At 39.6% G+C, this 23,069-nt stretch carries 20 protein-coding genes, 2 tRNA genes and 3 pseudogenes; 19 read left to right on the forward strand and 6 right to left on the reverse strand.

The window, feature by feature from the left end; genetic code table 11:
• Positions 1-136: 136 nt before the first annotated feature.
• From ACFINL_RS08135 to ACFINL_RS08175, 9 genes and pseudogenes are all read left to right on the forward strand, one after another.
• Positions 137-334: pseudogene (locus ACFINL_RS08135) on the forward strand (phage tail protein); the annotation flags it as partial.
• A gap of 9 nt (positions 335-343) precedes the next feature.
• A complete protein-coding gene (locus ACFINL_RS08140) occupies positions 344-577 on the forward strand; it encodes a hypothetical protein (protein ID WP_375611072.1) in 234 nt (77 codons plus the stop codon).
• Between the two features lie 21 nt (positions 578-598).
• Positions 599-4,129 (forward strand): hypothetical protein, encoded by a 3,531-nt coding sequence (locus ACFINL_RS08145; RefSeq protein WP_375651359.1) that lies wholly within the window; start codon positions 599-601, stop codon positions 4,127-4,129.
• 9 nt (positions 4,130-4,138) lie between these two features.
• Positions 4,139-4,468: a hypothetical protein gene (locus ACFINL_RS08150; RefSeq protein ID WP_375651360.1), complete on the forward strand. Its 330-nt coding sequence runs from the start codon at positions 4,139-4,141 to the stop codon at positions 4,466-4,468.
• 63 nt (positions 4,469-4,531) lie between these two features.
• Positions 4,532-5,194: a lysozyme gene (locus ACFINL_RS08155; protein WP_375651361.1), complete on the forward strand. Its 663-nt coding sequence runs from the start codon at positions 4,532-4,534 to the stop codon at positions 5,192-5,194.
• Positions 5,191-5,418: a hypothetical protein gene (locus ACFINL_RS08160; RefSeq protein ID WP_375611041.1), complete on the forward strand. Its 228-nt coding sequence runs from the start codon at positions 5,191-5,193 to the stop codon at positions 5,416-5,418. The genes ACFINL_RS08155 and ACFINL_RS08160 overlap by 4 nt, the downstream gene beginning before the upstream one ends.
• 116 nt (positions 5,419-5,534) lie before the next feature.
• On the forward strand, positions 5,535-5,765 hold the full coding sequence (locus ACFINL_RS08165) for a hypothetical protein (protein ID WP_375651362.1): 231 nt from the start codon (positions 5,535-5,537) through the stop codon (positions 5,763-5,765).
• Between the two features lie 24 nt (positions 5,766-5,789).
• Positions 5,790-6,575, forward strand: a complete 786-nt coding sequence (locus ACFINL_RS08170) for a DNA adenine methylase (RefSeq protein ID WP_375621686.1) — start codon at positions 5,790-5,792, stop codon at positions 6,573-6,575.
• A gap of 64 nt (positions 6,576-6,639) precedes the next feature.
• Complete coding sequence (locus ACFINL_RS08175; protein WP_375651363.1) at positions 6,640-7,014, forward strand: helix-turn-helix domain-containing protein; 375 nt, start codon at positions 6,640-6,642, stop codon at positions 7,012-7,014.
• Positions 7,015-7,103: 89 nt separating this feature from the next.
• Here ACFINL_RS08175 and ACFINL_RS08180 read toward each other — a convergent pair.
• Positions 7,104-7,178 (reverse strand) — tRNA-Asn (locus ACFINL_RS08180).
• A gap of 184 nt (positions 7,179-7,362) precedes the next feature.
• Here ACFINL_RS08180 and ACFINL_RS08185 point away from each other — a divergent pair.
• From ACFINL_RS08185 to ACFINL_RS08210, 6 genes and pseudogenes are all read left to right on the forward strand, one after another.
• Positions 7,363-7,436: transfer RNA gene (locus ACFINL_RS08185), tRNA-Cys, on the forward strand.
• A 220-nt stretch (positions 7,437-7,656) separates the two neighbouring features.
• The gene (locus ACFINL_RS08190) at positions 7,657-8,331 is read left to right on the forward strand and encodes a protein-L-isoaspartate O-methyltransferase (protein WP_375651364.1); all 675 of its coding nucleotides are present in this window, start codon (positions 7,657-7,659) and stop codon (positions 8,329-8,331) included.
• A 66-nt stretch (positions 8,332-8,397) separates the two neighbouring features.
• Entirely contained in the window at positions 8,398-9,690 is a 1,293-nt protein-coding gene (locus ACFINL_RS08195) for a TolC family outer membrane protein (RefSeq protein WP_375651365.1), read from the forward strand.
• Positions 9,691-9,943: 253 nt separating this feature from the next.
• Positions 9,944-10,498: a DUF2497 domain-containing protein gene (locus ACFINL_RS08200; RefSeq protein WP_375612445.1), complete on the forward strand. Its 555-nt coding sequence runs from the start codon at positions 9,944-9,946 to the stop codon at positions 10,496-10,498.
• Positions 10,499-10,635: 137 nt separating this feature from the next.
• On the forward strand, positions 10,636-13,359 hold the full coding sequence (locus tag ACFINL_RS08205; RefSeq protein ID WP_375651366.1) for a valine--tRNA ligase: 2,724 nt from the start codon (positions 10,636-10,638) through the stop codon (positions 13,357-13,359).
• 1,040 nt (positions 13,360-14,399) lie between these two features.
• Positions 14,400-15,190: pseudogene (locus ACFINL_RS08210) on the forward strand (tetratricopeptide repeat protein).
• Between the two features lie 102 nt (positions 15,191-15,292).
• On the opposite strand, the gene ACFINL_RS08215 reads toward ACFINL_RS08210, so the two are convergent.
• From ACFINL_RS08215 to xth, 5 genes are all read right to left on the reverse strand, one after another.
• On the reverse strand, positions 15,293-16,039 hold the full coding sequence (locus ACFINL_RS08215) for an amino acid ABC transporter ATP-binding protein (protein WP_273791447.1): 747 nt from the start codon (positions 16,037-16,039) through the stop codon (positions 15,293-15,295).
• Positions 16,040-16,050: 11 nt separating this feature from the next.
• Positions 16,051-16,767: an amino acid ABC transporter permease gene (locus ACFINL_RS08220; RefSeq protein WP_375612443.1), complete on the reverse strand. Its 717-nt coding sequence runs from the start codon at positions 16,765-16,767 to the stop codon at positions 16,051-16,053.
• Between the two features lie 2 nt (positions 16,768-16,769).
• Entirely contained in the window at positions 16,770-17,522 is a 753-nt protein-coding gene (locus tag ACFINL_RS08225) for an amino acid ABC transporter permease (RefSeq protein WP_375612442.1), read from the reverse strand.
• A 141-nt stretch (positions 17,523-17,663) separates the two neighbouring features.
• Positions 17,664-18,569 (reverse strand): transporter substrate-binding domain-containing protein, encoded by a 906-nt coding sequence (locus ACFINL_RS08230; protein WP_375612441.1) that lies wholly within the window; start codon positions 18,567-18,569, stop codon positions 17,664-17,666.
• Between the two features lie 124 nt (positions 18,570-18,693).
• Positions 18,694-19,476 (reverse strand): exodeoxyribonuclease III, encoded by a 783-nt coding sequence (xth, locus tag ACFINL_RS08235; protein ID WP_375638315.1) that lies wholly within the window; start codon positions 19,474-19,476, stop codon positions 18,694-18,696.
• Between the two features lie 485 nt (positions 19,477-19,961).
• On the opposite strand from xth, the gene rpsL reads away from it, so the two are divergent.
• The 4 genes and pseudogenes from rpsL to ACFINL_RS08255 form a co-directional block, all read left to right on the forward strand.
• Positions 19,962-20,333, forward strand: a complete 372-nt coding sequence (rpsL, locus tag ACFINL_RS08240) for a 30S ribosomal protein S12 (protein WP_005773262.1) — start codon at positions 19,962-19,964, stop codon at positions 20,331-20,333.
• Between the two features lie 18 nt (positions 20,334-20,351).
• Entirely contained in the window at positions 20,352-20,822 is a 471-nt protein-coding gene (rpsG, locus tag ACFINL_RS08245) for a 30S ribosomal protein S7 (protein WP_015856589.1), read from the forward strand.
• 24 nt (positions 20,823-20,846) lie between these two features.
• On the forward strand, positions 20,847-22,931 hold the full coding sequence (gene fusA, locus ACFINL_RS08250; protein ID WP_375607436.1) for an elongation factor G: 2,085 nt from the start codon (positions 20,847-20,849) through the stop codon (positions 22,929-22,931).
• 62 nt (positions 22,932-22,993) lie between these two features.
• A pseudogene (locus tag ACFINL_RS08255) lies at positions 22,994-23,069 on the forward strand (elongation factor Tu); the annotation flags it as partial.

The raw sequence follows: 23,069 nt of genomic DNA on the forward strand, positions 1-23,069 counted from the left end.
CGCTTATGCCGTGCAAGCAAATGGGTTTGTTTGATTCAATATAAACAGACTTGAAATGAGAGAATCTTACGTTATTCGAGACTCTCATTCAACATACAAAACAGTGAATTATCATTATAAATCAGTGTGTTGTAGGTTTACAGAAAAAGACAAGCCGCCGCGTTTACCTTGGTTTATCAGGAGCCCCTTTGCTAATTTTTTATATTATTCAACGCCTATAACAGACGGTCTGAATGACAGAGAGCATCATGAACATCATCTCATGGCAGAGAGGGTTGGTGGTGTTGAAACGCGCCCCGTTAATGTGAGTGTAATTTATGGGATCAAGACATGAGGAGTTGAAATGTCATTAAAACCGTTTGCGATATCAGAGATTAGCGACCCGTCTCAAGTACGGGTCGTTTTGTATTCTGGGGGAGGTTTTGTACATGCGCCGCTTACTGGCGTTTTTGATTTACTGAAAGCCGCTTTGAAAACAGAGCTTGATGGTTCACTGAAAGATTTAGAGAAGCGCTTAGAGACCTTAAGAGAAGAGTTTGAAGATTTGAAAGAGTGTTCATTAGACGAAGTGCTCTGAATGATGTGAGGACGAAAACAGATGAAGATACCCGATCATGAACATGAATATTTGATACCTGTTGCAACGAAAGAAGAAATGATAGCAGGAACTTCTCAAGACAGCGTTGTTGTTCCAAAGCTTTTAGGGACGGCATCTTTGTATTCGTATGAAACCTTTGCGCCGTTAGAGCAGGTTGTTAATGCACGTCAAGAAGCAGAAAAAGCCATGTCGCGTGCGAATGGTGCGCAACAGGTTGCAGAAGAATCGAAGAGGGTTTCGGAACAAGCGCTTAGCGAAGTGACGAAAACAGTTCAAACAGCGACAACAGCGCTTACGACGTCTCATGAAGCGAAGGAAGAAGCTAAAGCAGCGACGACAACGGCTAGCCTTGCGAAAGAGACAGCGGATACAGCCAATGGCTTAGCAGAAGAAGCCAAGAATACTTCTGATGCAGCGAAGCGCATGGCAGAAGAGACAAAAGGAGCAGTCGATAGAGCTACAGGGGAAATCAATAGTACGAAAGGTTCCCTTTCTACGGCATTACAACGTTTTGAAGAGGTCAAACAGAGCAGTGAGAATGCTGTTAATTTATCGACCGAAGCCAAGAGGTTAGCCGATGAATCGAAGACCATTGCAACGCGTGCAGAACAAACAGCAAGAGAAGCTTCACAAACAGCAACAGAGACGACGCAAGTAGCAGCGACGGCGGTAGCAACGTGTCATGAAGTTAAGACTGTAGCCATGCAAGCAAGTCTAAAGGCAGATGGAGCCAAACAGGCAGCCGATGATGCCAAGGATATTGCAGAACAATCAAAAGAGTTATCAGAAGGTGCGACATCTTCTGTTAGAGAACTCACAAAAACAGCGTCTCAAGTACAAACGGCAGTAGAGAAGGCATTAACGGAGTCAAGAGAATCCAAACAGATAGCAGAGTCATCTAAGACACTCTCAGAAGAAGCCAAACAACTTGCAACAGAAGCCCAAAATGCCTCTACCAATGCGCTTACAGAAGCGAATGCAGCGAAGGATAAAGCATCTACAGCGCTTACCTTAGTCAATGATGTCAAGAATATTTCTGAAGAAGTGAAAGGTATTGCAGAAACGGCATTATCGACCGCTACCACAGCTAAACAGGCTGGTGATGAGATCGGGCAAAAAGCTTTAGAAGCGTTAACGAAGTCGAGTGAAGCTAAGAGTTTAGCGGAAACAGCTCATAGCACAGCAGTAAGTTCACAGCAGACAGCCGCTGATGCAAAAGCTAAAGCCGAAAGTGTAGAGACAGTTGCGAATGCAGCGAAGAGCACAGCAGAAGAAGCCAAGAGTGCAGCAGATAGTGCAATAGCGAAAGCGGAGCAAGCCCAACAGAGCACAACAGAAGCCTCTAGAATAGCTTTGGAAGCGAAAGCGGTAGCAGAGTCTGCGGTGCGTTCAGGAGAGACGGCAGGGCAGGTGAGTGGGGAAGCGGTGAAGGGCATAGCACAAGAGGCGAAGCGTAAAGCGGATGAAGCTGAAAAAATAGCACAAGAAGCCAAACAGACAGCAGGTTATGCCAAACATGATGCGGAGCAAGCGCGTAGTGAGGTGGAAAATGCAAAAAGCACAGCGAATGCAGCGTGGAATAAAGCCCACAAAGCGAATGAAACAGCAGATAGTGCTAAGCTTACAGCAAGTTTAGCAGAAACGGCAGGCGAAGAAGCCAAGAAAATAGCGGAGAAAGCCAATAACTACGCGTATGAAGCAAAAGATGAAGCCGGAAAAGCCAAGGAAATAGCCAATAGTGCAAAATATGCAGCAGGAGAGGCGCAAAAGGCAGCTGAAACAGCGGGTAAAAAAGCCGCGTCTTTAGAAGCAGCCGCAGAAGAAGCACAAAAAATAGCTAAAGAAGCCAAACAGACAGCAGGTTATGCTAACCATGATGCGGAGCAAGCGCGTAGTGAGGTGGAAAAAGTAAAAAGCACAGCGAATGAAGCGTGGAGTAAAGCTTACGACGCGAATGAAGCAGCCAATAACGCTAAGACTATAGCCAGATTAGCAGAAATGGCAGGTGAAGAAGCCAAGAAAATAGCAGAGAAAGCCGATGACCGAGCGTATGAAGCCAAGAATGAAGTAGAAAAAGCCAAGGAAATAGCGAGTAATGCAAAATATATAGCAGGAGAGGCGCAGAGGGCAGCCGAAACAGCGGGTAAGAAAGCCGCGTCTTTAGAAGAAGAAGCAGAAGAGGCACAAAAAATAGCCAAGGAAGCCAAGGAGTCTGCTGGTTATGCAAGACATGATGCGACGCAAGCGCGCAATCAGGCAGAAAATGCAGAGAAAATAGCCTCGTCTGCGAGGAGTAGGGTTATTGATATCAATCAAGTGGTTGAGAATTTTAAAGCCCCCGTAAGTTTAGCGCGGATGTACTCAGACGAAGCCAAGAAAAAAGCCGAGGCGGCAGATTCACAAGCCTATCAAGCCAAGAGCGAAGCCGAAAAAGCCAAGGAAGTAGCCGATAGAGCGAAAAGGACAGCAGAAGAAGCCAAAAAAACAGCCGATACGACGAAACAAGAGCTTGGAGGGATCAAGAGTTCCCTAGCAACGGCAACAACAGCCCATACAGTAGCTTCACAGGCAAAAGCGCTAGCGGAAGAGGTAAACAATTTACTGAAACAGTCCAATTTAACGGTTTTTTCAATTTCCACACCGTTTCTTGTAGCGACAGGCAAAGCGCAATTAACCGTGAAAAAAGGAACCTATCTAACTTTGCCACGAACTCATAATATTTTGGTTGTAAGTTATACGGTAGATGCCAGAATAAGCATGCCGTCTCTTTCTGCGGGCAAGGATTATTATCTTTATTTGGTACCGGAGGGAGATTCTCATAAAATTGTTGTATCAGAAAACTCTACGTATCCAAGGAATTACACAGTGAGTAATTCGCGAAAGATAGGAGGGTTTCATACGCTCTGTGCGGATGTTGGTACGATTTCCGGTCACCCCTTGTCTGGTTATAGGGCAGGGGATATTTTACCCAATTCAGTTTGGTGTCTCAATCACCGCCCTTATAGTTCACCAGAGGGAATGGTCTACGACCCCTCTACAGATCTTTGGGTTGATATTTATCTTCAATCAGGGACGGGTGAAAATACGAAATCAATGTATCGTACCAATATAACAACAAACCGTAATTATACCGAACATGTAACAGATATGGCGCGTGTTAAAAAATCTTTACTGAGTGATGAAGCGTTTGCTTCTGCTATGTATGGAAGCAATGAAAAGACACATATTGTTGGCAAGAAAGAACCAACCTCTAAGGTTTCAGGTGGATATAAGGATACGGCGAATCGTCGAATGATCTCGCATATCGGTTGTGAGGATGGTTGCGGTTATGTTTGGCAATTTTTATCGGGCACGTTTCCTATACCCATAAGCCGTACGCAAAATACGTTTGAAATGAGAGCATTGTTAGGGGGTGGTAGCTGGAGTAATACAACGGATAATGGGCGTTTTACTCGAGCCACCATGATCGTCAATGGTGGAAATGAACAAGTTGCGGCGCGTGGATGTAGCCATACGCGTCATTTTGTTTAGGAGGGAGAGATGATAGAATATCCAGAACATTTAAATAGCAAAGAAGATTATCTGAACATGCTTTCTTTTGACAAAGTTGAAACAGTAAGAAGGCTAGAGATGCTTTTAGCAACACGTTTTTATTGGGTTTTTGTTAAAGAGCTTGGAGAGGGAGAAGAGGGGATTGAAGATGACACGCATAAGGTTTGTCGAACAACAGAAATACCGTTTGATTCAAATGGTGATTTTGTAGAAAAGCGTTGTCAGTATGAATTACAGGAAAGCGACTATGCGCCGCTCTTTCAACTTGGCTTTGGTGTTGACGAAGTCGAGCAGCTGATCAAAGAGCATAGCCAATAGAGATCATAAGAAAACATTTTTATGCCGCCTCACTTTTGTGGGGCTTTTTTTATGGAGCGTCAGATGAGAAAGATATCGAAAGAAGGATTAGAGCTTATCAAACAATGGGAAGGTTTGCGTTTAGAGGCATATAGAGACACGGCATGTATCTGGACGATTGGTTATGGTCACACCAGCAATGCGGGTCACCCCCTTGTCAAAAAAGGCATGTGTATTAGCCAAAAGCAAGCAGAAGAAATCCTTTGTGAAGACTTAAAGCAATTTGAGCAGACGGTAGAGGAATCGGTGACGGTTTCGTTAACGGATTGCCAATTCGCGGCATTGGTCTCATTTTGCTATAATGTAGGAACAGCTGCTTTTCGCAAGTCAACCTTGTTGAAGAAGCTTAATCAAGGGGATTATGAAGCCGTACCCTTAGAATTACAGAAATGGAATAAGGTCGGTGGGAAGCCTCTTGCGGGTTTAGCCAACCGTCGAGCAGCAGAAGCGGGATTATGGGTAAAAGGGGCTTATGTTTCTTCGAATTATCAAAGGGTAGAAACGAAAACAGCAAGCGGTCTTTTAAAGATAGAAGCACTTGCCCCGATTATAGGGTCTTGTTCGGGGTTTGGAGGCTTGTTGGTTGGCAATGGTCCGGTGCAATGGGCTTTAGCAGGTATCATGGTTTTAGCGGCTGTAACGGGCATAGTGATTGTCGCCAAGCGGTTTGGGGAGCAACGTTTATGATTTTTTGGCTAAAGAAATATTCTCTTATGTTTACAGCGGCTTTAGCCGTTTTTTTTATGGCTTTAGCCAAGGCGTTTCAGCTTGGCAAGCAAAGCGAACGGCAAAAGCAAACAGAGAATGCTTTAAAGACAGCAACAACCCGTCTTGAGGTAGAAAATGAAGTTAATCGAAAAAGTGATGCTGGTGTGCGCTCTGAACTTTCTCGTTGGGTGCGCGGCAAATAGGTCTGTTTCTTGTGGTGGCTGGTTGCCCATTTATTTGGATAATCAGGATGTTGCGGTCATCAGTTCCAACCTTGCAAGAGATATTTTGAAGCATAACAAGCAGGGAGCCCATTTATGTGGTTGGAAAGATGGTCAAGAAACGAAGCAGCAAAGATAAAGATCTTACAGAAACAGAACAACAGCTCCTTCACGAGATGATAGAGACCTATCAAGGCTTAAAGATGATGTCACGCATCATGAAATTGATTGCCTTCATTCTCTTTATGTTTGTTATTGATTTTGCCCGCCTTATGGATGCACTCGATAATATCTTATCACATCTTAAAAGATGGTTAACAAAAAGTTAGATATCAAATCTCTCCTTTAAAAATATGATGAAACAAGAATTTACACAAACATTGTTTGCGTGGATGGGTGGTAAACACTATCTGCGTAAGAAAATTATACCGATTTTAAATAGCATTGACCATGAAACCTATGTTGAACCATTTTTAGGTTCTGGTGTTATTTTCCTAAATAAAGGACCAGCAAAATATTCCGTTATTAATGATTTGAATGGAGAGATCACGAATCTGTTTCAATGCGTTCAAAATGACTTTGATGATTTAGCTAAACGACTAGAATGGTTTGTTTGTTCAAGACAGTTGTTTTTTGAACTTGCGGCGATTGAACCAGAAAGCCTTTCCAAAGTTGAAAGAGCCGCCCGTTTTTTGTTTCTCCAACGTTGTGTGATGTATGGGAAAAAAGATTATGTCTCTTTTAGTTTTGGAAGGAAAAAGCCTATAGCATTTAATCCCGAAAAGCTGTTATCAAGGATGAGACGTGTTAGACAGAAGCTTCTTGATACGACGATCTTAAATTTGTCGTGGGAACGGGTTATCGAGCTATTTGATGCACCCGACAGTTTATTTTACCTAGACCCGCCTTATCTTGTAAAGAAGAAGTGTTACAGCTCTGGGAATTTTGTTGAAGATGATTTTGTGAGTATGGCAAAAGTTCTCAAAAGCATACAAGGCAAATTTGTCTTGAGTCTCAATGATTGTGATGCGGTTCGAGAGATTTTTAAGGATTTTGACTTTTTAGAATTAGAGACTCTTTGGACATCTGGTTTTGCTAAAAAACCACCCCGAAAAGAACTCTTGATTCGTAATAATTGAAGAAAATCATAAAAAGATTTGTTAGAATCAGAAGAAATATTTCTTCTCTAATAGGACTTTTTATATGGTTACATCTTTTGGTAAAATTTTACGGAAACTTCGCATTGATCACTCAGAACGCCTCTTAGATATGGCTAAGAAATTAGACATATCTGTAGCATTTTTATCTTCTGTCGAGATTGGCAAAAAATCTGTTCCTGTAGGACTGGAGGAAAAGATCATAGAGCTTTATGGTTTAGATAAAGAGAAGGCTTCTCTCTTAAAAAAAGAAGCCTATTCTTATCGAAAAAGCATCATCATAAAGCCTTCTACTCCGTTGCAACGTGAAATTGTTGTTGCGTTTATGAGACTTTTAGATGGCTTACATCAAGAAGCGTTAGCAGACTTCAAAGAAACATTAGAAACATTGTGCGAAGCGTGCTTTATAGAGAAATGTTAGAAAATCCTATTCCCTAACTTTTATTTACGCGTCCCTCACTGTAAAAAATATATGGAAAATCAATAAATTATTTGTGATAGAAAAGAATGTGGCTCCCCGGGCCGGATTCGAACCAGCGACCAACCGGTTAACAGCCGGTTGCTCTACCGCTGAGCTACCGGGGAACGGTGCCCAATCATCTCGTTGAAAAGGCTATAGCAAAGCAATACTGATTTGCAAAGGATAAAATTACTTTTTTTAAAAAAATATGATAAATTGTGTAATAAGAGGAAAAAAGGCGAGAGAAGATTTCTACACCTTGACGGATGCGTTGCCTTCCCTTATTGAAACCTTTATGTTTGTTGACGAGGCCTCGTGGCGGAATGGTTACGCAGAGGACTGCAAATCCTTGTATCCCGGTTCGATTCCGGGCGAGGCCTCCAGCCGATTTTAAACGAAACGGCTTTTAAGGGAGATGAGGTATAGGAAAATAGATTATTTCCCTCTATTCTTGTGAAGACACTTTTGTATGAGAGATTATACAGTTAAAATCTAATTGTTGACTGTAGTATCCTTTTTTGTAACGCCCATAGTTTAAGAGATCTTTATCCCTTATTGTCGCTGTTTTGTTTGTTTTTTGTAGGTTAGGAGAAAATATTCGTTATGGTTGCAGATTTTGCTGAGCTTCGTCGCAAAATGGTTGACAATCAAATTCGTACAGTCGATGTAACGGATTTATCAATTCTTGAAGCCTTTTTAACGGTATCTCGTGAAGATTTTGTATCGGAAGATATGAAAGTGTTAAGTTATCTTGATACTGATATTGTTCTATGTCCAGAGCAAGATGGGGTTCCTGCACGCTATTTGATGAAACCTGCGTCTCTAGCGAAATTACTACAGCTTGCCGCTGTAAAATCATCAGATGTTGTTTTAGATATTGGTGCAAATAGTGGTTATTGTGCAGCGTTGCTTGCAAAACTTGCAGGGTCTGTGATTGCGCTGGAAAGTGATAAATCTCTCTTTGAACGTGCTCTTGAAGCTTTAGAACGGAATCAATGTGATAATGTGGTTGTCGTTCATGGTCCATTAGAGAAAGGATATGCCGTTGAGGGACCTTATGACGTGATTTTCATTGAGGGATCTGTTGATTTTATTCCTCAAGGTATCTTTGATCAAATGAAAGACTGTGGACGTCTTGTTGTGGTTGAAGGGCATGGAAATGCTGCTGTTGCACAAATCTATATAAAAGAAGATGGGATCATCTCGGCTCGTCGTGCTTTTAACCTCGCTGTAAAGCCTCTTCCTTGTTTTTTCAAAACACCTAGTTTTGTGTTTTAGTGCTTGTTTGTTTTGTGAATAAAAGATAATTTTGTAATTTATTTGGGGTTTGTTATTGTGTGTATTATGTTTAGAGTAAACAAGAAGTTTCAGGCGTGTTTATTGCTGGTGTTGAGTGTTTTTCTATCAGAGGCTGTTTGTGCTGAAACATTGATGGATGCCTTTTCTAAGGCTTATAAATATAATGCTAAGTTGAATAGTGAACGTGCAGCTGTGCGTATATCCAGTGATGATGTTGTCATTGCGCGATCGGGGCTATTGCCACAAGTTGAGGGGGTTGGGAACTATGGGCGCAATAAGTCTTTTACAGGTCCTTATGTCACTTCTGGATCTATAGGAGTGAGATTAAATCAAAGATTATTTGATGGTTTTATCACGCAAAATATCTTTTCTTCAGCTCAAGTTAAGTTGCAGGCTCAGCGTGAATATCTTCGTAATGTTGAACAAAATACGTTTCTAGAGGCGGTGACCGCTTATGCTAATGTCTATCACGCACGTCGTGTTGCCGATCTTCGGAGAGAAAATTTGGCAGCTCTTGAGGAACAAGTTCGTTCTAATAAAGCAAAATTTGATGTGGGTGAAGGAGGGCATGTTGATCTTGCTCAAGCTCAAGCTGCACGTTCCGTGGCGGTTTCAGAGCTGAGTCTTGCTCGTTCTGATGTAAAAGCAGCAGAGGCAGTGTATCGACAAGTTATTGGTTCTGATCCTGAAAAGTTAAAACGCCCACCTCTAGCCAAAGATTTTCCCGTCAACCTTGATATGGCTTACCAAATGAGCGTTGTGATGCATCCAGCAATCCTTTATGCTAAATATTTAGTTGATGCGAGTGTTTATAATGTAAAGGCGAAAGAAGGGGCATTGCTCCCTAAAGTTGATTTTTCTGCAACAGCATCTTATAATCGAATCTACAGCGGGGTTGGAGAAGATGGCGTTTCTAAATCGATAGGGTTGTCAGTAAGTGTCCCAATCTTTGAAGGAGGGCGTACGTCTGCGCAAATTCGCCAATCAAGGGAACAGCTTGGACAGGCGCAGCTTCAACTCGATTTGGCGCATAGTAATACGCGACAAGCACTTACTTCTGCTTGGTTTCAGTTGGAGGGCGCACGCTCATCTGTTGTTGCTTACCGTGAAAGTGTTCGTGCTGCTGAAATTGCTCTGAAAGGTCGTGTTCAAGAAAATCGCGTAGGGCAAGCAACGACGCTGGATGTTTTAAATTCTCGTACTCTATTGATTAATGCTCAGATTGCGCTTGCAATGGCAGAGCGTAATGCTGTTGTGGCGAGCTATAGTGTTCAATCTTCTATTGGTAAATTGACTGCAAGTTATTTAGGTTTAAAAACAATTAAATATATCCGATAATACATAAAAGTATCTCTTTGAATCTTATTAAATTATTTTAGTTTTTAAAAGATTAGTAAATCAACAGTTGAATATGTTGAAAGATATTGCGGCGAGATATTATTTTTACTAAGTGTAGAAAACTGTGTGTAGCGCCCTCTTTATGACAAGCATATTTGAAAATATCGTAGGAGGCATGTTGATCTTATAATTCTTTTGCATACACTGAAAATATGATTCTATTTGTTGTTGCGTCTTTGAGAGGTTGTAAAGTATGGTACAGAGTTCAAGCGTGTTACGTGAGCCAAGTATGGATGAAATTTTAACATCTATTCGTGAAATAATCGAAGAAAATGCGGTTCAATCTGATCACTTTTTAAATGAAGATGTTGCAGTGAATGCTTCAGAAGTTGCATCCGAGGGTATTTATGATACAACCTTATCGGTTGATGATGCTATGAAAGCTTTAGCTGATCGTATTGGTCTTTCTTCTGAAAATCAAGGGGGGAAGATAACGCAAGAAAAAGAGGATATAGAGGCAGAAAATAATACAGTTGGTATGGATATGCAAAAGATGAAGCTTTCTTCTGAAGAACGGAATTCTGTTTATAAAGCAAAAGAATATGAAGATGAGATAAGGAAATCACAGTCAGACGCAGGAAGGGATGGTCATGTGGAATTGTCTGCATATTGTATTTCTTCTGCAGAAAAGATTGCAAAGGATGTGTTGCGTCCGGCTATAGCAGAATGGTTACAGTCTAAATTGCCTATTTTGCTGGAAGATATTTTGCGTGAAGAGATTGTGAAGGCGATTAAAAAATCGTCTTAATTATTTTTATGTTTTTCATTTTATGGGGATTTTGTTTGCGATTTTGCGAGCTCTCTAGTGAATGGCTGAGATTCACGAGATTCTGATCAGGTTTTGATCATATATTGTGTTTTTCAGCGGCGTTATGGATGGATAGAATGTTAGAAAAAAACTATGATGCTTCCTCTATAGAGCAACGGGTTGCAAAGAGATGGGAGACTCGTGGGGCTTTTAAAGCGGGAGCTGGTTCTAAAAGCGATGCAGAACCTTTTTGCGTTATGCTTCCACCTCCTAATGTTACAGGCTCACTTCATATGGGGCATGCGCTCAATACGACAATTCAAGATATAATAGTTAGATTTCAGCGGATGCGTGGCAAAAATGTGTTGTGGCAGCCTGGTATGGATCATGCTGGGATTGCTACGCAAATGGTTGTGGAACGTCAACTTGCAGAACGTCAAGAGCCAACGCGTCAAGAAATGGGGAGAGAAAAGTTTATTGAGCGTATTTGGGAATGGCGTTATGAAACTGGAGGCGTTATTGCAAACCAGTTGCGTCGCCTTGGGGTTTCATGTGATTGGTCGCGTGAGCGGTTTACAATGGATGAGGGGTTGTCGCAGGCGGTTCGTGAAGTCTTTGTCACGCTTTATAAGCAAGGGTTGATATATAGGGATAAGCGCCTCGTCAATTGGGATCCTAAATTGTTGACAGCTATTTCAGATCTTGAAGTTGAGCAAAAAGAAGTTCAAGGACATTTGTGGCACTTTAGATATCCACTTGAAGGTAAAATTTTTGATCCAAATGATGCGACAACTTATATAACAGTGGCGACAACACGACCAGAAACAATGCTTGGTGATACAGGAATTGCTGTTAATCCTGAAGATGAGCGTTATAAAAATCTTATCGGTAAAAATGCTCTTTTGCCGCTTGTTGGTCGTAGGTTATTAATTGTTGGTGATAGCCATGCTGATCCTGAGGCTGGAAGTGGTGCTGTAAAAATCACACCGGCTCATGACTTTAATGACTTTGAAGTAGGACAGCGTAATCATTTACGCTTGATCAATATTTTTACCCAGCAAGCCGAGATTTTTCTTCGTGAAAATGAAGCATTTTTCGATGGTTTGATTTTATCAGATGAATTAAAAATGTTAGTAGAAAATCTCGATAAATCTGATCGTTTTGTTGCTCGCCAGAAGATTGTTTCTTTGATGGAAGAACAGGGATATTTAGCTTCTGTTGATGATCATACCCATATGGTTCCTCATGGAGATCGCAGTGGTGTCCCTATTGAGCCTTTTTTGACAGATCAATGGTATGTTCATGCTGCTGAATTAGCAAAGCCAGCGATAGAGGCTGTTCAACAAGGCAAAACGCAGTTCGTTCCAGATAACTGGAAAAAGACGTACTTCAATTGGATGGAAAATATTCAACCTTGGTGCATTTCTCGCCAATTATGGTGGGGACATCAGATTCCTGCTTGGTATAGTCCTGATGGAACGGTTTTTGTTGAAAAAAGTGAAAAAGAGGCTTTAGATTCAGCTTTTGCTCATTATGGTGAGGTTGTTGAATTAATCCGTGATCCGGATGTTTTAGATACTTGGTTTTCATCAGCTCTTTGGCCTTTTTCAACATTAGGATGGCCAAATAAAACGACTGAATTATCTACTTTTTACCCAACATCTTTATCTGTGACAGGATTTGATATTATTTTTTTCTGGGTTGCTCGTATGATGATGATGGGACTTCACTTTATGGGTGACGTTCCTTTCCCAACGGTTTATGTGCATGCTCTTGTACGGGATCAAAAGGGTGCAAAGATGTCAAAATCAAAGGGAAATATTATTGATCCCTTAGAGCTTATTGATCAATATAGTGCTGATGCACTTCGATTTACTTTAGCTATTATGGCAGCACAAGGTCGTGATGTAAAACTTGATGTTTCCCGTATTGCTGGTTATCGTAATTTTGCTACGAAATTGTGGAATGCTACCCGATTTGCACAGATGAATGGTGTGAAGCATGATCCAGCTTTTAAACCAGAACAAGCAAAACTGGCGCTTAATCGTTGGATTTTAACAGAGTTATCTAAAACAATTTCAGCAGTTACGACTGGTATTGAACACTATAAATTTAATGAGTCAGCTGCCACTCTTTACCGTTTCATTTGGAATACATTATGTGATTGGTATTTGGAGCTTCTCAAACCTATTTTTCAGGGGGAAAATGAAGATGCTAAAAATGAGGCTCAAGCTTGTACTGCTTGGGTTTTAGATGAAGTTTATAAACTTCTTCATCCTTTTATGCCTTATATGACGGAAGAGTTGTGGTATCTTACAGAAACGCAAGCCATCAAGCGTGAGGATATGCTCGCATTGACAAAATGGCCAGAGGAAACATTGATAGATGAAGAAGCTGCTGATGATATTAATTGGCTTATTGATGTCGTCACAGGGATTCGGTCTGTACGTTTTGAAATGAATATTCCAGTGGCGACACAAGCACCTCTTGTTGTTGTTGAAGGAGGGGAAGTAACGCGAGAGCGTGTGAAGCGTTATGATGCACTTCTAAAAAAATTAGCGCGTATTGAAGTTATTGATTTCTCTGATAAAGTTCCGGAAATATCAGCACAAATGATTTTGGGAGAGGCTGTTTTTTGTTTACCATTAGGACAGTTGATTGATTTGGAGGCTGAACGTGTTCGTTTGAGGAAGGATGTCAGTAAAATTGAACAAGATATTGAAAAAATATCGCTTAAGTTAAACAATCCCAAATTTATAGCAAATGCAAAAGCAGAAATTGTTGAGCGTGAGCGGAACAGGGTTGTAGAACTGCGTGCAGCGCAGAAAAAAATATTTGTTGCTTTAGAGCGGTTAGATTGATTTCAACTTTTTATTTTTTTGATAGATAATTGCATACCAGTAGGGCTAGTATAGATCTTCTTTAAAAGGAAACTTTTTCTTTTGTTAGTTTTTCATGAACGATCATAAAATCTCTACTGAAATCCATTGTTTTATGTTTATCATTAAAGAGACATCTTTTAAGGCATCCAAGCCTATTCCACGACGTAGATCATGAATGGTATAACGGTAAATCTATTGAGCTTCCCTTCTTTATGCTTGTGAAGTAACAAGCGCTGGGGGCACCATTCTGTCCAATATCCGGACAACCCTTAGCTCAAACCGTTCGTAAGAGGCATTTTTAGTTCTTTCTTACACAGAGTTTTTATCCACATAGCTCTCTCTACTTGTAATGTGCAAGCGGATGGTTTTGATTGATTTAACATGGAACAGGTTTGGAATGAGAGAATCTTACGATATTCGAGGTCCTCATTCAACATGCAAAATGGTAAAGTATCATTATAAATCAATATCTTGTTTTATTTCTGTGAAATATCATCATTTAGAGTAGCAATATAAGGCATGTAAAATTACACATGTGGTATTTTTGTATGTAGTGGTGAGTATTCTGAGGTAGAACTTGTGTGTAAAGTATGAAGTAACCCCATGTGAAATGATGTTAGGTGCAATCCGTTAAACAAAAAGCTGTATTGTTTATAGATTGACGGAGGCAAAAAACTTCATCTTTAAGGTGGTAAGGCAGTCGTGAAGTTATAAGTTAACTATCATCATTATATTTATCCATCTTTCGTATTGTTTTTTATACTCAAACGTTTACCATTCATCATGTATTCTCTTCGTTCTCAAGTTGCTGTTTAATGCACGTTATTCTATTGAACGATTTTTGCTCATACGTATAAAATTTTAAGATCGATAAATCCTATTGGATGGTTTTTATCTATTTGTTTTTTCTTTTAAAATTTTTACTTTAAAATTGCGTATGCTTCTTACTAAGAAAAAGAGTTTAAATATCTACAAAGAAATTTGTAACAGATATAATCATTAAAATTGAGGTAGGGGGAATGGTTAATAGGTTTCAGATATGGAAAAAAGTCACGATTGTTGTGATTTTAGAGGGATTCTTTTCGACTGTTTATGTAATAGATGTCAATAGCTTGCAAGAAGCGAATGATGGTTCGTTTTATTTTTTAAAACGTGGCATGTCTGTTTATAAAAATGGGCATATAACTCAGGCTATTGCAGCATTACGTTGTGCTGCTAAGAGAGGCTATATTGGTGCGAATTGGAAACTTGGCTCTATCTATGCAAACGGTGATGGTGTCCCTAAAAATGATTATAAGGCATATAATTTTTTTGCATATATTGTTGAAAAAGGTGCTGATCTTGGTTCAGAGGATGAAAGTTATGTTTCTGATGCATTGATTAAACTTGCCGGATACATAAAAAAAGGTATTCCTCAATCACCTGTGAAACCTGATCCTTCTTATGCTTCTCATCTTTATATGCAGGCTGCGGTAAACTATGGAAATCCTAAAGCTCAGTATCATTTAGGAAAAATATTTTTAAAGGGAGAGGGAAGGGAGAAAAATCTTATACAAGCAGCACGATGGTTTCAACTTTCAGCAAAAAAAGAAAATCCTTCTGCCCAAGCAATGCTTGGAAATATACTGCTTAAAGAAGGAAAAATTGTCCGTGGGGCAGCAATGTTAACTGCTGCCTATAAAAAGCTAACGTAAAAGACGAAAATTGGATTCACCCTTTGCAAGAAGAGGCTTTTGCTCTTTGTAATGAATCTGAGAGACGTACAGCAATTTCACTGGTTGTTGAGATTTTAAAGAATAACAGTTTTTAAACATCTGATTGTAATATTTTTACATTCTCTCATCTTATATTAAACTCTGTTTTCTTGTATACAAGTTCATAGTAAAGATAGCTTTTTTTGATAATCTAACGGCTAATGACTTAGGATTTTAGACAAAAATTCTTGCGTTCTCGGTTTTCTTGCTTGCGGATCAGAAAAGAACTCTTTAGATGAGCAGTCTTCAAGAATTGTTCCTTGATCTATGAAAATAACACGCTCCGATACTTTTTGTGCAAATCCCATTTCATGGGTTACACAAATCATCGTCATACCTTCTTCTGCTAAGCTAATCATGACATCGAGTACTTCACCTACCATTTCAGGATCTAGAGCAGATGTTGGTTCATCAAAAAGCATGACAAGTGGATCCATAGTTAAGGCACGTGCAATAGCAACACGTTGTTGTTGCCCTCCAGAAAGTTGACCAGGATATTTATCTTTGTGTTCAATGAGTCCAACGCGTTCAAGATATAACAATCCACGTTCAAGTGCTTCTTTTTTGCTTCGTTTTAGGACTTTGATTTGTGCAATTGTCAAATTTTCTGTGACAGATAAATGGGGGAAAAGCTCGAAGTGTTGAAACACCATTCCTACCTGACTTCGCAATTTAGGCAGATTCGTTTTTTTTGAATGAACTGGTATTCCATTAATCCAAATTTCACCTTTTTGAAAAGGGACGAGAGCGTTAATAGTTTTAATGAGTGTTGACTTTCCTGAGCCTGATGGACCACAAACGACAACGACTTCTCCTTTATTAATGTTGGTTGTACAGTTTTTAAGGACTTTAATTTCGCCATACCAATTAGAAACATTTTTTATTTCGATCATATGAGTAGACATTTTTTTTCCTGTTAGCGAATAATGGATACTTTTTTTTGTAAATACAAAACTATTTGTGACAGTGTAAAACAGATAACAAAATAGAAAATAGCTGCTAAGATATAAGCTTCTTGCTTTACACCAAAATTATTAGCAGCAATATCAAAACCATTCAAAAGGCTATGACCACTGATGGCATAAACAAGGGTTGTATCCTGAAAAAGGATAATAACTTGTGTTAAAAAGACTGGAAGCATATCTCTAAAGGCTTGAGGAAGAATGACAATGTACATACTTTGCCAATATGTCATTCCAAGAGCTTGTCCTGCATATTTTTGTCCTTGCGGAACTGAATTGATTCCAGCACGCATAATCTCAGCAAAATAAGCCGTTTCAAATGCGGTAAAGGTAATGAGTGCTGATTTATTTGCACCAATGGATATACCAGTTAAAAAAGGCAGAAGCACGAAAAACCATAAGATAACCATCACAAGTGGTATTGAACGCATAGCTGTTATGTAACTGATTGCAAACCAAGAAAGAAGTTTTATGGAAGAAAGGCGCATCATTGCTAAAAGTGTGCCGAAAACAAACCCCAATACCGTTGCAAAAAGAGTTAGAAAAACGCTAAAGAGTAAACCTGATAAAATGTAAGAACGAAATACATCAAAGGTAAAAAAGGAAAAATCAAAGTCGGAAAAATTGAAAGGAAAATAAAGTCCAAACTGAGAGCTTATGAAATTCACCATATTCAATTTCCCTTTGTTTGAAAATTAGGAATTTTGAGTATTTGTTCAATGACTGTCATCACAATGAATACGAATAAGGCTATTAGAATATAAAGGATCGTAACAAGCAAATAATTTTCGTAAACATGGCTTACTTCTTCAATTGTTTGGTATTGAAATTGCATGAGCTCATTTATTGAAACGGCGAATGCTATAGATGAATTTTTCACAATCCCCATTGCTTCTGAAGTGAGAGGTGGCATAATTGCACGTATAGCACGTGGTAGTATAATATAGCGATAACTTTGATAAGTTGTAAATCCCATTGCCATAGCAGCATAGCGTTGTCCAGAAGGAATCGCTTCAATGCCTGAACGAACCTGTTCAGCAATGCGTGCAGATGTAAAGAATCCCAATGCGCATGTTATTAAGAGAATGGGGGAAAATTTCATCGCTGGTGGATAAATCTTCGGAACAACAAAATACCACAAAAACACTTGTACAAGGAGGGGAATATTACGCATAATCTCTACCCAAATAGTACCGATAGTGCGAAATATATAATTGATTATGGATGTTTTGGGTAAAGTGCGCATTGTTCCTATAATAACACCACACAATACAGCTAATATAAGTGAAGTGATAGACAATATAATTGTATTTTTTAAGCCATCGAGAAGTGTATCTAAATAGGTATGACTTACGCCGGGAGTTCCCAAGCATCCTGTTACCAATGTTTGAGTAAGGTCATCTCTACAAAGGAAAGAAAAGTCCATTAATTGATATTCCCTCAAATTAGTCATTCACAAATAGGACAATAAACCACGCGCATCTACATAGTCCAGATTTATTAAAAAGTGAATTAAAATATAAACCACACTCAATTTCAAAAGAGTGTGGTTCTTCTTTATTAAACTCTATAAATCTTTTTCTGCGTAGCTTTCTCGAGGCTTATTATTTGGGTGATCCCAAGCATATCTTGTTTGTTTTGATAAGGGAAGGTTCATAACAGTGTTAGCAGGTGGGATCGGTTTCATAAACCACTTATTATAAAGCTTTTCCAGTGATTCATCTTTAATCTGACGTACGATACTATCGTTGATTGTTTGTTCAAATTTTTTGTCATTTAATCTGAGCATACAGGCAATAGGTTCGACTGAAAGTACAGTATCAAGAATGACATAATCAGATGGATTCTTTGATTTAGCAATATGTCCAGCAAGAATTGAAGCGTCCATGACAAAAGCATCTGCCTTACCAGATTCTAATAATAAAAAACTATCTCCGTGATCTTTCCCCTTTAAAACTTTAAACTGAATGTTTTTTGCACGTTTATTTTTACGAATAAGTTGAACAGATGTTGTACCGGTGGTCGTTGCAACTGTTTTTCCATTTAAATCCTCAAGAGATTTAATGTTAGAGTTTTTCTTTACAGCAATCCGAACCTCTTCAATGTATGTCGTATAAGCAAATGCTGCTTCTTTACTGCGGGCAATATCATGTGTTGTTGAGCCGCACTCAAAATCATAGGTTTTATTTTTTAAGAGAGGAATTCTATTTTGAGAAGTGATGGGAAGATAATGAACTTTAATTGGTTTACCAATTTTTTTTGAGATATCATCAATGATCCGTTCTGCCATTTCTGTATGAAAACCTACATATTTATTATTACCAAGGGCGTAGGCTAAACCAGATGATTCACGGACACCTAAAGTAATTTCCCCTGTTCGTTTTATTTTTTCAAGAGTATCATGTTCAGCATGCGCGAAACTTGAGAATCCAATGGCCGTTGCTGCAATAAGCATTAATAATGATTTCTTCATTTATGTCCTCCATTCATTTATTTTTATTTTATTTGCTTAAGATATACTGTTTATATGCTGTAGCATAGTTATTATTTTTGAGTGGAATTTTTTTGTTGTCTCATGAAATGAGGATTTTACTTTCTTAATTGATATTAAGGTGAATCCAAACAGGAACGTGGTCGGATGGTTTTTGATATCCCCTTACTTCTGTTTGGCTATGAGCGCAAATTAATTGATCAACAGCTTCTGGTGATAATAATAAATGATCAATGCGAATCCCATTATTCTTAGGCCAAGCACCTGCCTGAAAATCCCAAAAACTGAAGGAGGGAGTATCGGTGACATTCCGGATAGCATCATAAAAACCTAAATGAAGCATACGTTGGAATGCTTTTCTTGTTTCTCCAAGAAATAAGGCATCTTGATACCATTCTTGAGGTTTTTTTGCATCTAATGGAGTGGGGATGACATTATAATCACCTGCTAGAATAAGAGGTTCTTCATACGCAAGCAATGATTTTGCATGTGTATATAATCTTTCCATCCATTCTATCTTATAGGAATATTTTTCACTCTCAATAGGATTCCCATTTGGCAAATAGAGAGATGCAACACGAACAACACCTTTGTTTGTTGAATAAACAGCTTCAATGTAACGTGTTTGTTTATCATTATCATTGCCTGGTAATCGACGGATCACTTCATCTGGTGTTTTTTTAGAGAGAATCGCAACGCCATTAAAACTTTTTTGTCCGTGTGTTTCTATATGGTAACCTAAATTTTCAATTGTATCGCGTGGAAAATTTTCATCAATACTTTTAATTTCCTGTAAACAGACTATGTCCGGTTGGCTTTGCTGCAGCCATTGACATAATGTTTCATGTCGCGCTTTTATTCCAGCAATATTCCACGTTGCTATTTTCATGGTGCTCATCATTAGATATCAAATATGCAATTCAATTTACTGCTATGTTTTACTACAGTCATATCGCTACTTTTTTATTTATAGGGATATTACTTATGGTAAATTGATTTATCAAGAGTAGCGGTAAAAGCAAATTTAAAGCTTTAAAATTTAATTTATTTTCATTTTTAAAAACTTTCTGCTGTTTAGTTCTTGACGAATGTACGTGTTCTCGCTATTAGAGATGGACATAACCGATGTGAATGTAATCAGGTGTTTTGGATATGAACCGGATTATTCACAGGTGTTAAGAAGATTAAAAGCAAATGCTAGTGCAAAAGGCTATTGCCTTCTCTGCTTGTGGTCGGGTAAACTGTTTTTTGCAGGTGTGCCCGATTTTGTGTGTAGACTTAGATATCTGCTCCGATTTTGTTGGGGTAGATAGAGATGAAAATAGAAAAGCCCGATTGGGTGAGACGAATGTAGATCGAAAAGAGGAAGGTTGCATGCCTACCGTAAACCAGTTGATTCGCAAGCCGCGTGTAGCGCCAGTTAAACGTAATAAGGTTCCTGCTCTGCAGTCGAATCCGCAGAAGCGTGGTGTTTGTACGCGTGTTTATACGACAACACCGAAGAAACCTAATTCTGCTCTTCGTAAAGTTGCTAAAATTCGCTTGACGAATGGATTCGAGGTGATTGGTTATATTCCTGGAGAGGGACATAATCTTCAAGAGCACTCTGTTGTAATGATTCGTGGTGGTCGTGTGAAAGATTTGCCAGGAGTTCGTTATCACATTATTCGTGGTTTGCTTGATACGCAGGGTGTCAAGAATCGTAAACAGCGTCGTTCAAAGTATGGCGCAAAGCGTCCAAAATAATATTGAGAGACAAAGCCAATGTCCCGTCGTCATAGAGCAGAAAAGCGTGAGATTAATCCAGATCCAAAATTTGGTGATTTGGTTATTATGAAATTTATGAATGCCATTATGTTTGATGGTAAAAAATCAGTTGCAGAGCGTATTGTTTATGGTGCGCTCGATTCTGTAGAAAAAAGAGTAAAAACAGATCCTGTGGCTCTATTTCATCGAGCTTTAGAGAATGTTGCTCCTCACATTGAGGTTCGTTCACGCCGTGTTGGTGGCGCTACTTATCAAGTTCCGATTGATGTTCGTCCTGATCGTCGTCAGGCTCTTGCTATTCGTTGGTTGATTGCGGCGGCACGTGGTCGAAATGAAACGACGATGATTGAGCGTTTATCTGGTGAATTGATGGATGCGGCTAATAATCGTGGTTCTGCCGTGAAAAAGCGTGAAGATGTTCATCGTATGGCTGAAGCTAATCGTGCTTTTTCTCACTATCGCTGGTAGAAGTTTTAAACTAAGGCAAATATAATGGCTCGCGAATATAAAATTGAAGATTATCGTAATTTTGGTATTATGGCGCATATTGATGCCGGTAAGACTACGATGACTGAACGTATTCTGTTCTATACCGGTAAGAATCATAAAATTGGCGAGACCCATGATGGTGCTTCTACGATGGATTGGATGGAGCAGGAGCAGGAGCGCGGTATTACGATTACGTCTGCTGCGACAACGACGTTTTGGGAAGGGCAGGACGGTCGGAAGCGTCGCTTTAATATTATTGATACGCCAGGGCACGTTGATTTTACGATTGAAGTTGAGCGCTCTTTGCGTGTTCTTGATGGTGCAATAGCCTTGTTGGATGCAAATGCTGGTGTGGAGCCTCAGACGGAAACTGTTTGGCGGCAAGCTGAGAAGTATCGCGTGCCTCGTATGGTTTTTGTTAATAAAATGGACAAAATAGGAGCTGATTTTTATCGTAGTGTGGAGATGGTTGGTTCTCGGTTAGGTGCTAAAGCGCTTGTTTTGCAGTTGCCGATTGGTGCTGAAAATGACTTTGAAGGTGTTGTTGATCTTGTAGAAATGAAGGCTTTAAAGTGGGATGGTTCTATTGGTGCCTCGGCAGTGATAAGTGAAATTCCCTCTGATTTAAAGGAGAAAGCTGAAGAATATCGCGAGAAATTGATTGAGATGGCTGTGGAGGTTGATGAAGCTGCGACAGAGGCTTATTTGGAAGGTGTTATGCCAACCAACGAGCAGCTTGTTTCTCTCATTCGTAGGGGGACAGTAGAAGTTCAGTTTCATCCGGTTCTTTGTGGTACGGCTTTTAAAAACAAGGGGGTGCAGCCACTTTTGGATGCTGTTGTTTCCTATCTTCCTTCTCCAATTGATATTCCGGCGATTAAGGGTATTGATGTAAAGACTGAGGCTGAGACGACACGCGAATCTTCTGATGATGCTCCGTTATCTATGCTTGCTTTTAAAATTATGAATGATCCTTTTGTTGGTTCATTGACGTTCTGTCGTATTTACTCAGGTAAAGTTCAGAAAGGTATTTCTCTTGAGAATACTGTGAAAAAGAAAAAAGAGCGTTTGGGGCGTATGCTTCAAATGCATTCAAATTCTCGTGAGGATATTGAAGAAGCATTTGCTGGTGATATTGTTGCTCTTGCGGGACTTAAGGAGACGACAACAGGGGATACTCTTTGTGATCCTTTGAAGCCTGTTATTTTGGAGAGGATGGAATTTCCAGAGCCTGTTATTGAGATTGCAATTGAACCGAAGACAAAAGCAGATCAAGAAAAAATGGGTATTGCTCTTAACCGTCTAGCAGCCGAAGATCCTTCATTTCGTGTTAAATCGGATGAGGAATCTGGTCAGACTATTATAGCTGGAATGGGTGAGCTTCATCTTGATATTATTGTTGATCGTATGCGGCGTGAGTTTAAGGTTGAAGCAAATGTTGGGCAGCCTCAAGTTGCTTATCGTGAGTCAATTACTAAAATGGCGGAAATTGATTATACGCATAAGAAACAATCGGGTGGTGCAGGTCAATTTGCTCGTGTGAAAATTGTTTTTGAGCCTCATGATGGTGATGACTTTATTTTTGAGTCAAAGATTGTTGGTGGTGCTGTTCCTAAAGAATATATTCCTGGTGTCCAAAAAGGGATTGAGAGTGTTATGGGGTCAGGTCCTCTTGCGGGCTTTCCTATGCTTGGTGTAAAAGCGACTCTCATTGATGGTGGCTATCACGATGTTGATTCTTCGGTTTTGGCTTTTGAGATTGCTGCTCGTGCGGCTTTTCGTGATGGGGCAAAGAAGGCTGGTGCACAGCTTCTTGAACCGATCATGAAGGTGGAAGTTGTTACACCAGATGATTATGTTGGTGATGTTATTGGTGATCTCAATTCTCGTCGGGGACAGATTTCAGGAACTGAAGCGCGCGGCATTGCAACGGTTGTGAATGCAATGGTTCCTTTGGCAAATATGTTTGGTTATGTGAATACTCTTCGCTCTATGAGTCAGGGACGTGCGCAGTATACAATGCAGTTTGATCATTACGAGCCTGTGCCTTCAGCTGTTGCTTTGGAGATTCAAAAGAAATACGCATAATTTCAGGTTGGTAATTAATTTTTAACTTAGTCCTTGGCTTGGACGGAAAATGGAGAGCTCAAATGGCGAAGAGCAAGTTTGAACGAACAAAACCGCATGTTAATATTGGTACGATTGGTCACGTTGATCATGGGAAGA

Origin of the sequence: Bartonella sp. AA78NXGY (genome assembly GCF_042197005.1) — a bacterium.
Taxonomy (GTDB): domain Bacteria; phylum Pseudomonadota; class Alphaproteobacteria; order Rhizobiales; family Rhizobiaceae; genus Bartonella.

Bases quoted from the DNA above. Each gene is read 5' to 3' on its own strand.
- ACFINL_RS08140 (WP_375611072.1), top strand. From the start codon at position 344: ATGTCATTAAAACCGTTTGCGATATCAGAGATTAGCGACCCGTCTCAA.
- ACFINL_RS08145 (WP_375651359.1), top strand. From the start codon at position 599: ATGAAGATACCCGATCATGAACATGAATATTTGATACCTGTTGCAACG.
- ACFINL_RS08150 (WP_375651360.1), top strand. From the start codon at position 4,139: ATGATAGAATATCCAGAACATTTAAATAGCAAAGAAGATTATCTGAAC.
- ACFINL_RS08155 (WP_375651361.1), top strand. From the start codon at position 4,532: ATGAGAAAGATATCGAAAGAAGGATTAGAGCTTATCAAACAATGGGAA.
- ACFINL_RS08160 (WP_375611041.1), top strand. From the start codon at position 5,191: ATGATTTTTTGGCTAAAGAAATATTCTCTTATGTTTACAGCGGCTTTA.
- ACFINL_RS08170 (WP_375621686.1), top strand. From the start codon at position 5,790: ATGATGAAACAAGAATTTACACAAACATTGTTTGCGTGGATGGGTGGT.
- ACFINL_RS08175 (WP_375651363.1), top strand. From the start codon at position 6,640: ATGGTTACATCTTTTGGTAAAATTTTACGGAAACTTCGCATTGATCAC.
- ACFINL_RS08190 (WP_375651364.1), top strand. From the start codon at position 7,657: ATGGTTGCAGATTTTGCTGAGCTTCGTCGCAAAATGGTTGACAATCAA.
- ACFINL_RS08195 (WP_375651365.1), top strand. From the start codon at position 8,398: ATGTTTAGAGTAAACAAGAAGTTTCAGGCGTGTTTATTGCTGGTGTTG.
- ACFINL_RS08200 (WP_375612445.1), top strand. From the start codon at position 9,944: ATGGTACAGAGTTCAAGCGTGTTACGTGAGCCAAGTATGGATGAAATT.
- ACFINL_RS08205 (WP_375651366.1), top strand. From the start codon at position 10,636: ATGTTAGAAAAAAACTATGATGCTTCCTCTATAGAGCAACGGGTTGCA.
- ACFINL_RS08215 (WP_273791447.1), bottom strand. From the start codon at position 16,039: ATGTCTACTCATATGATCGAAATAAAAAATGTTTCTAATTGGTATGGC.
- ACFINL_RS08220 (WP_375612443.1), bottom strand. From the start codon at position 16,767: ATGGTGAATTTCATAAGCTCTCAGTTTGGACTTTATTTTCCTTTCAAT.
- ACFINL_RS08225 (WP_375612442.1), bottom strand. From the start codon at position 17,522: ATGGACTTTTCTTTCCTTTGTAGAGATGACCTTACTCAAACATTGGTA.
- ACFINL_RS08230 (WP_375612441.1), bottom strand. From the start codon at position 18,569: ATGAAGAAATCATTATTAATGCTTATTGCAGCAACGGCCATTGGATTC.
- xth (WP_375638315.1), bottom strand. From the start codon at position 19,476: ATGAAAATAGCAACGTGGAATATTGCTGGAATAAAAGCGCGACATGAA.
- rpsL (WP_005773262.1), top strand. From the start codon at position 19,962: ATGCCTACCGTAAACCAGTTGATTCGCAAGCCGCGTGTAGCGCCAGTT.
- rpsG (WP_015856589.1), top strand. From the start codon at position 20,352: ATGTCCCGTCGTCATAGAGCAGAAAAGCGTGAGATTAATCCAGATCCA.
- fusA (WP_375607436.1), top strand. From the start codon at position 20,847: ATGGCTCGCGAATATAAAATTGAAGATTATCGTAATTTTGGTATTATG.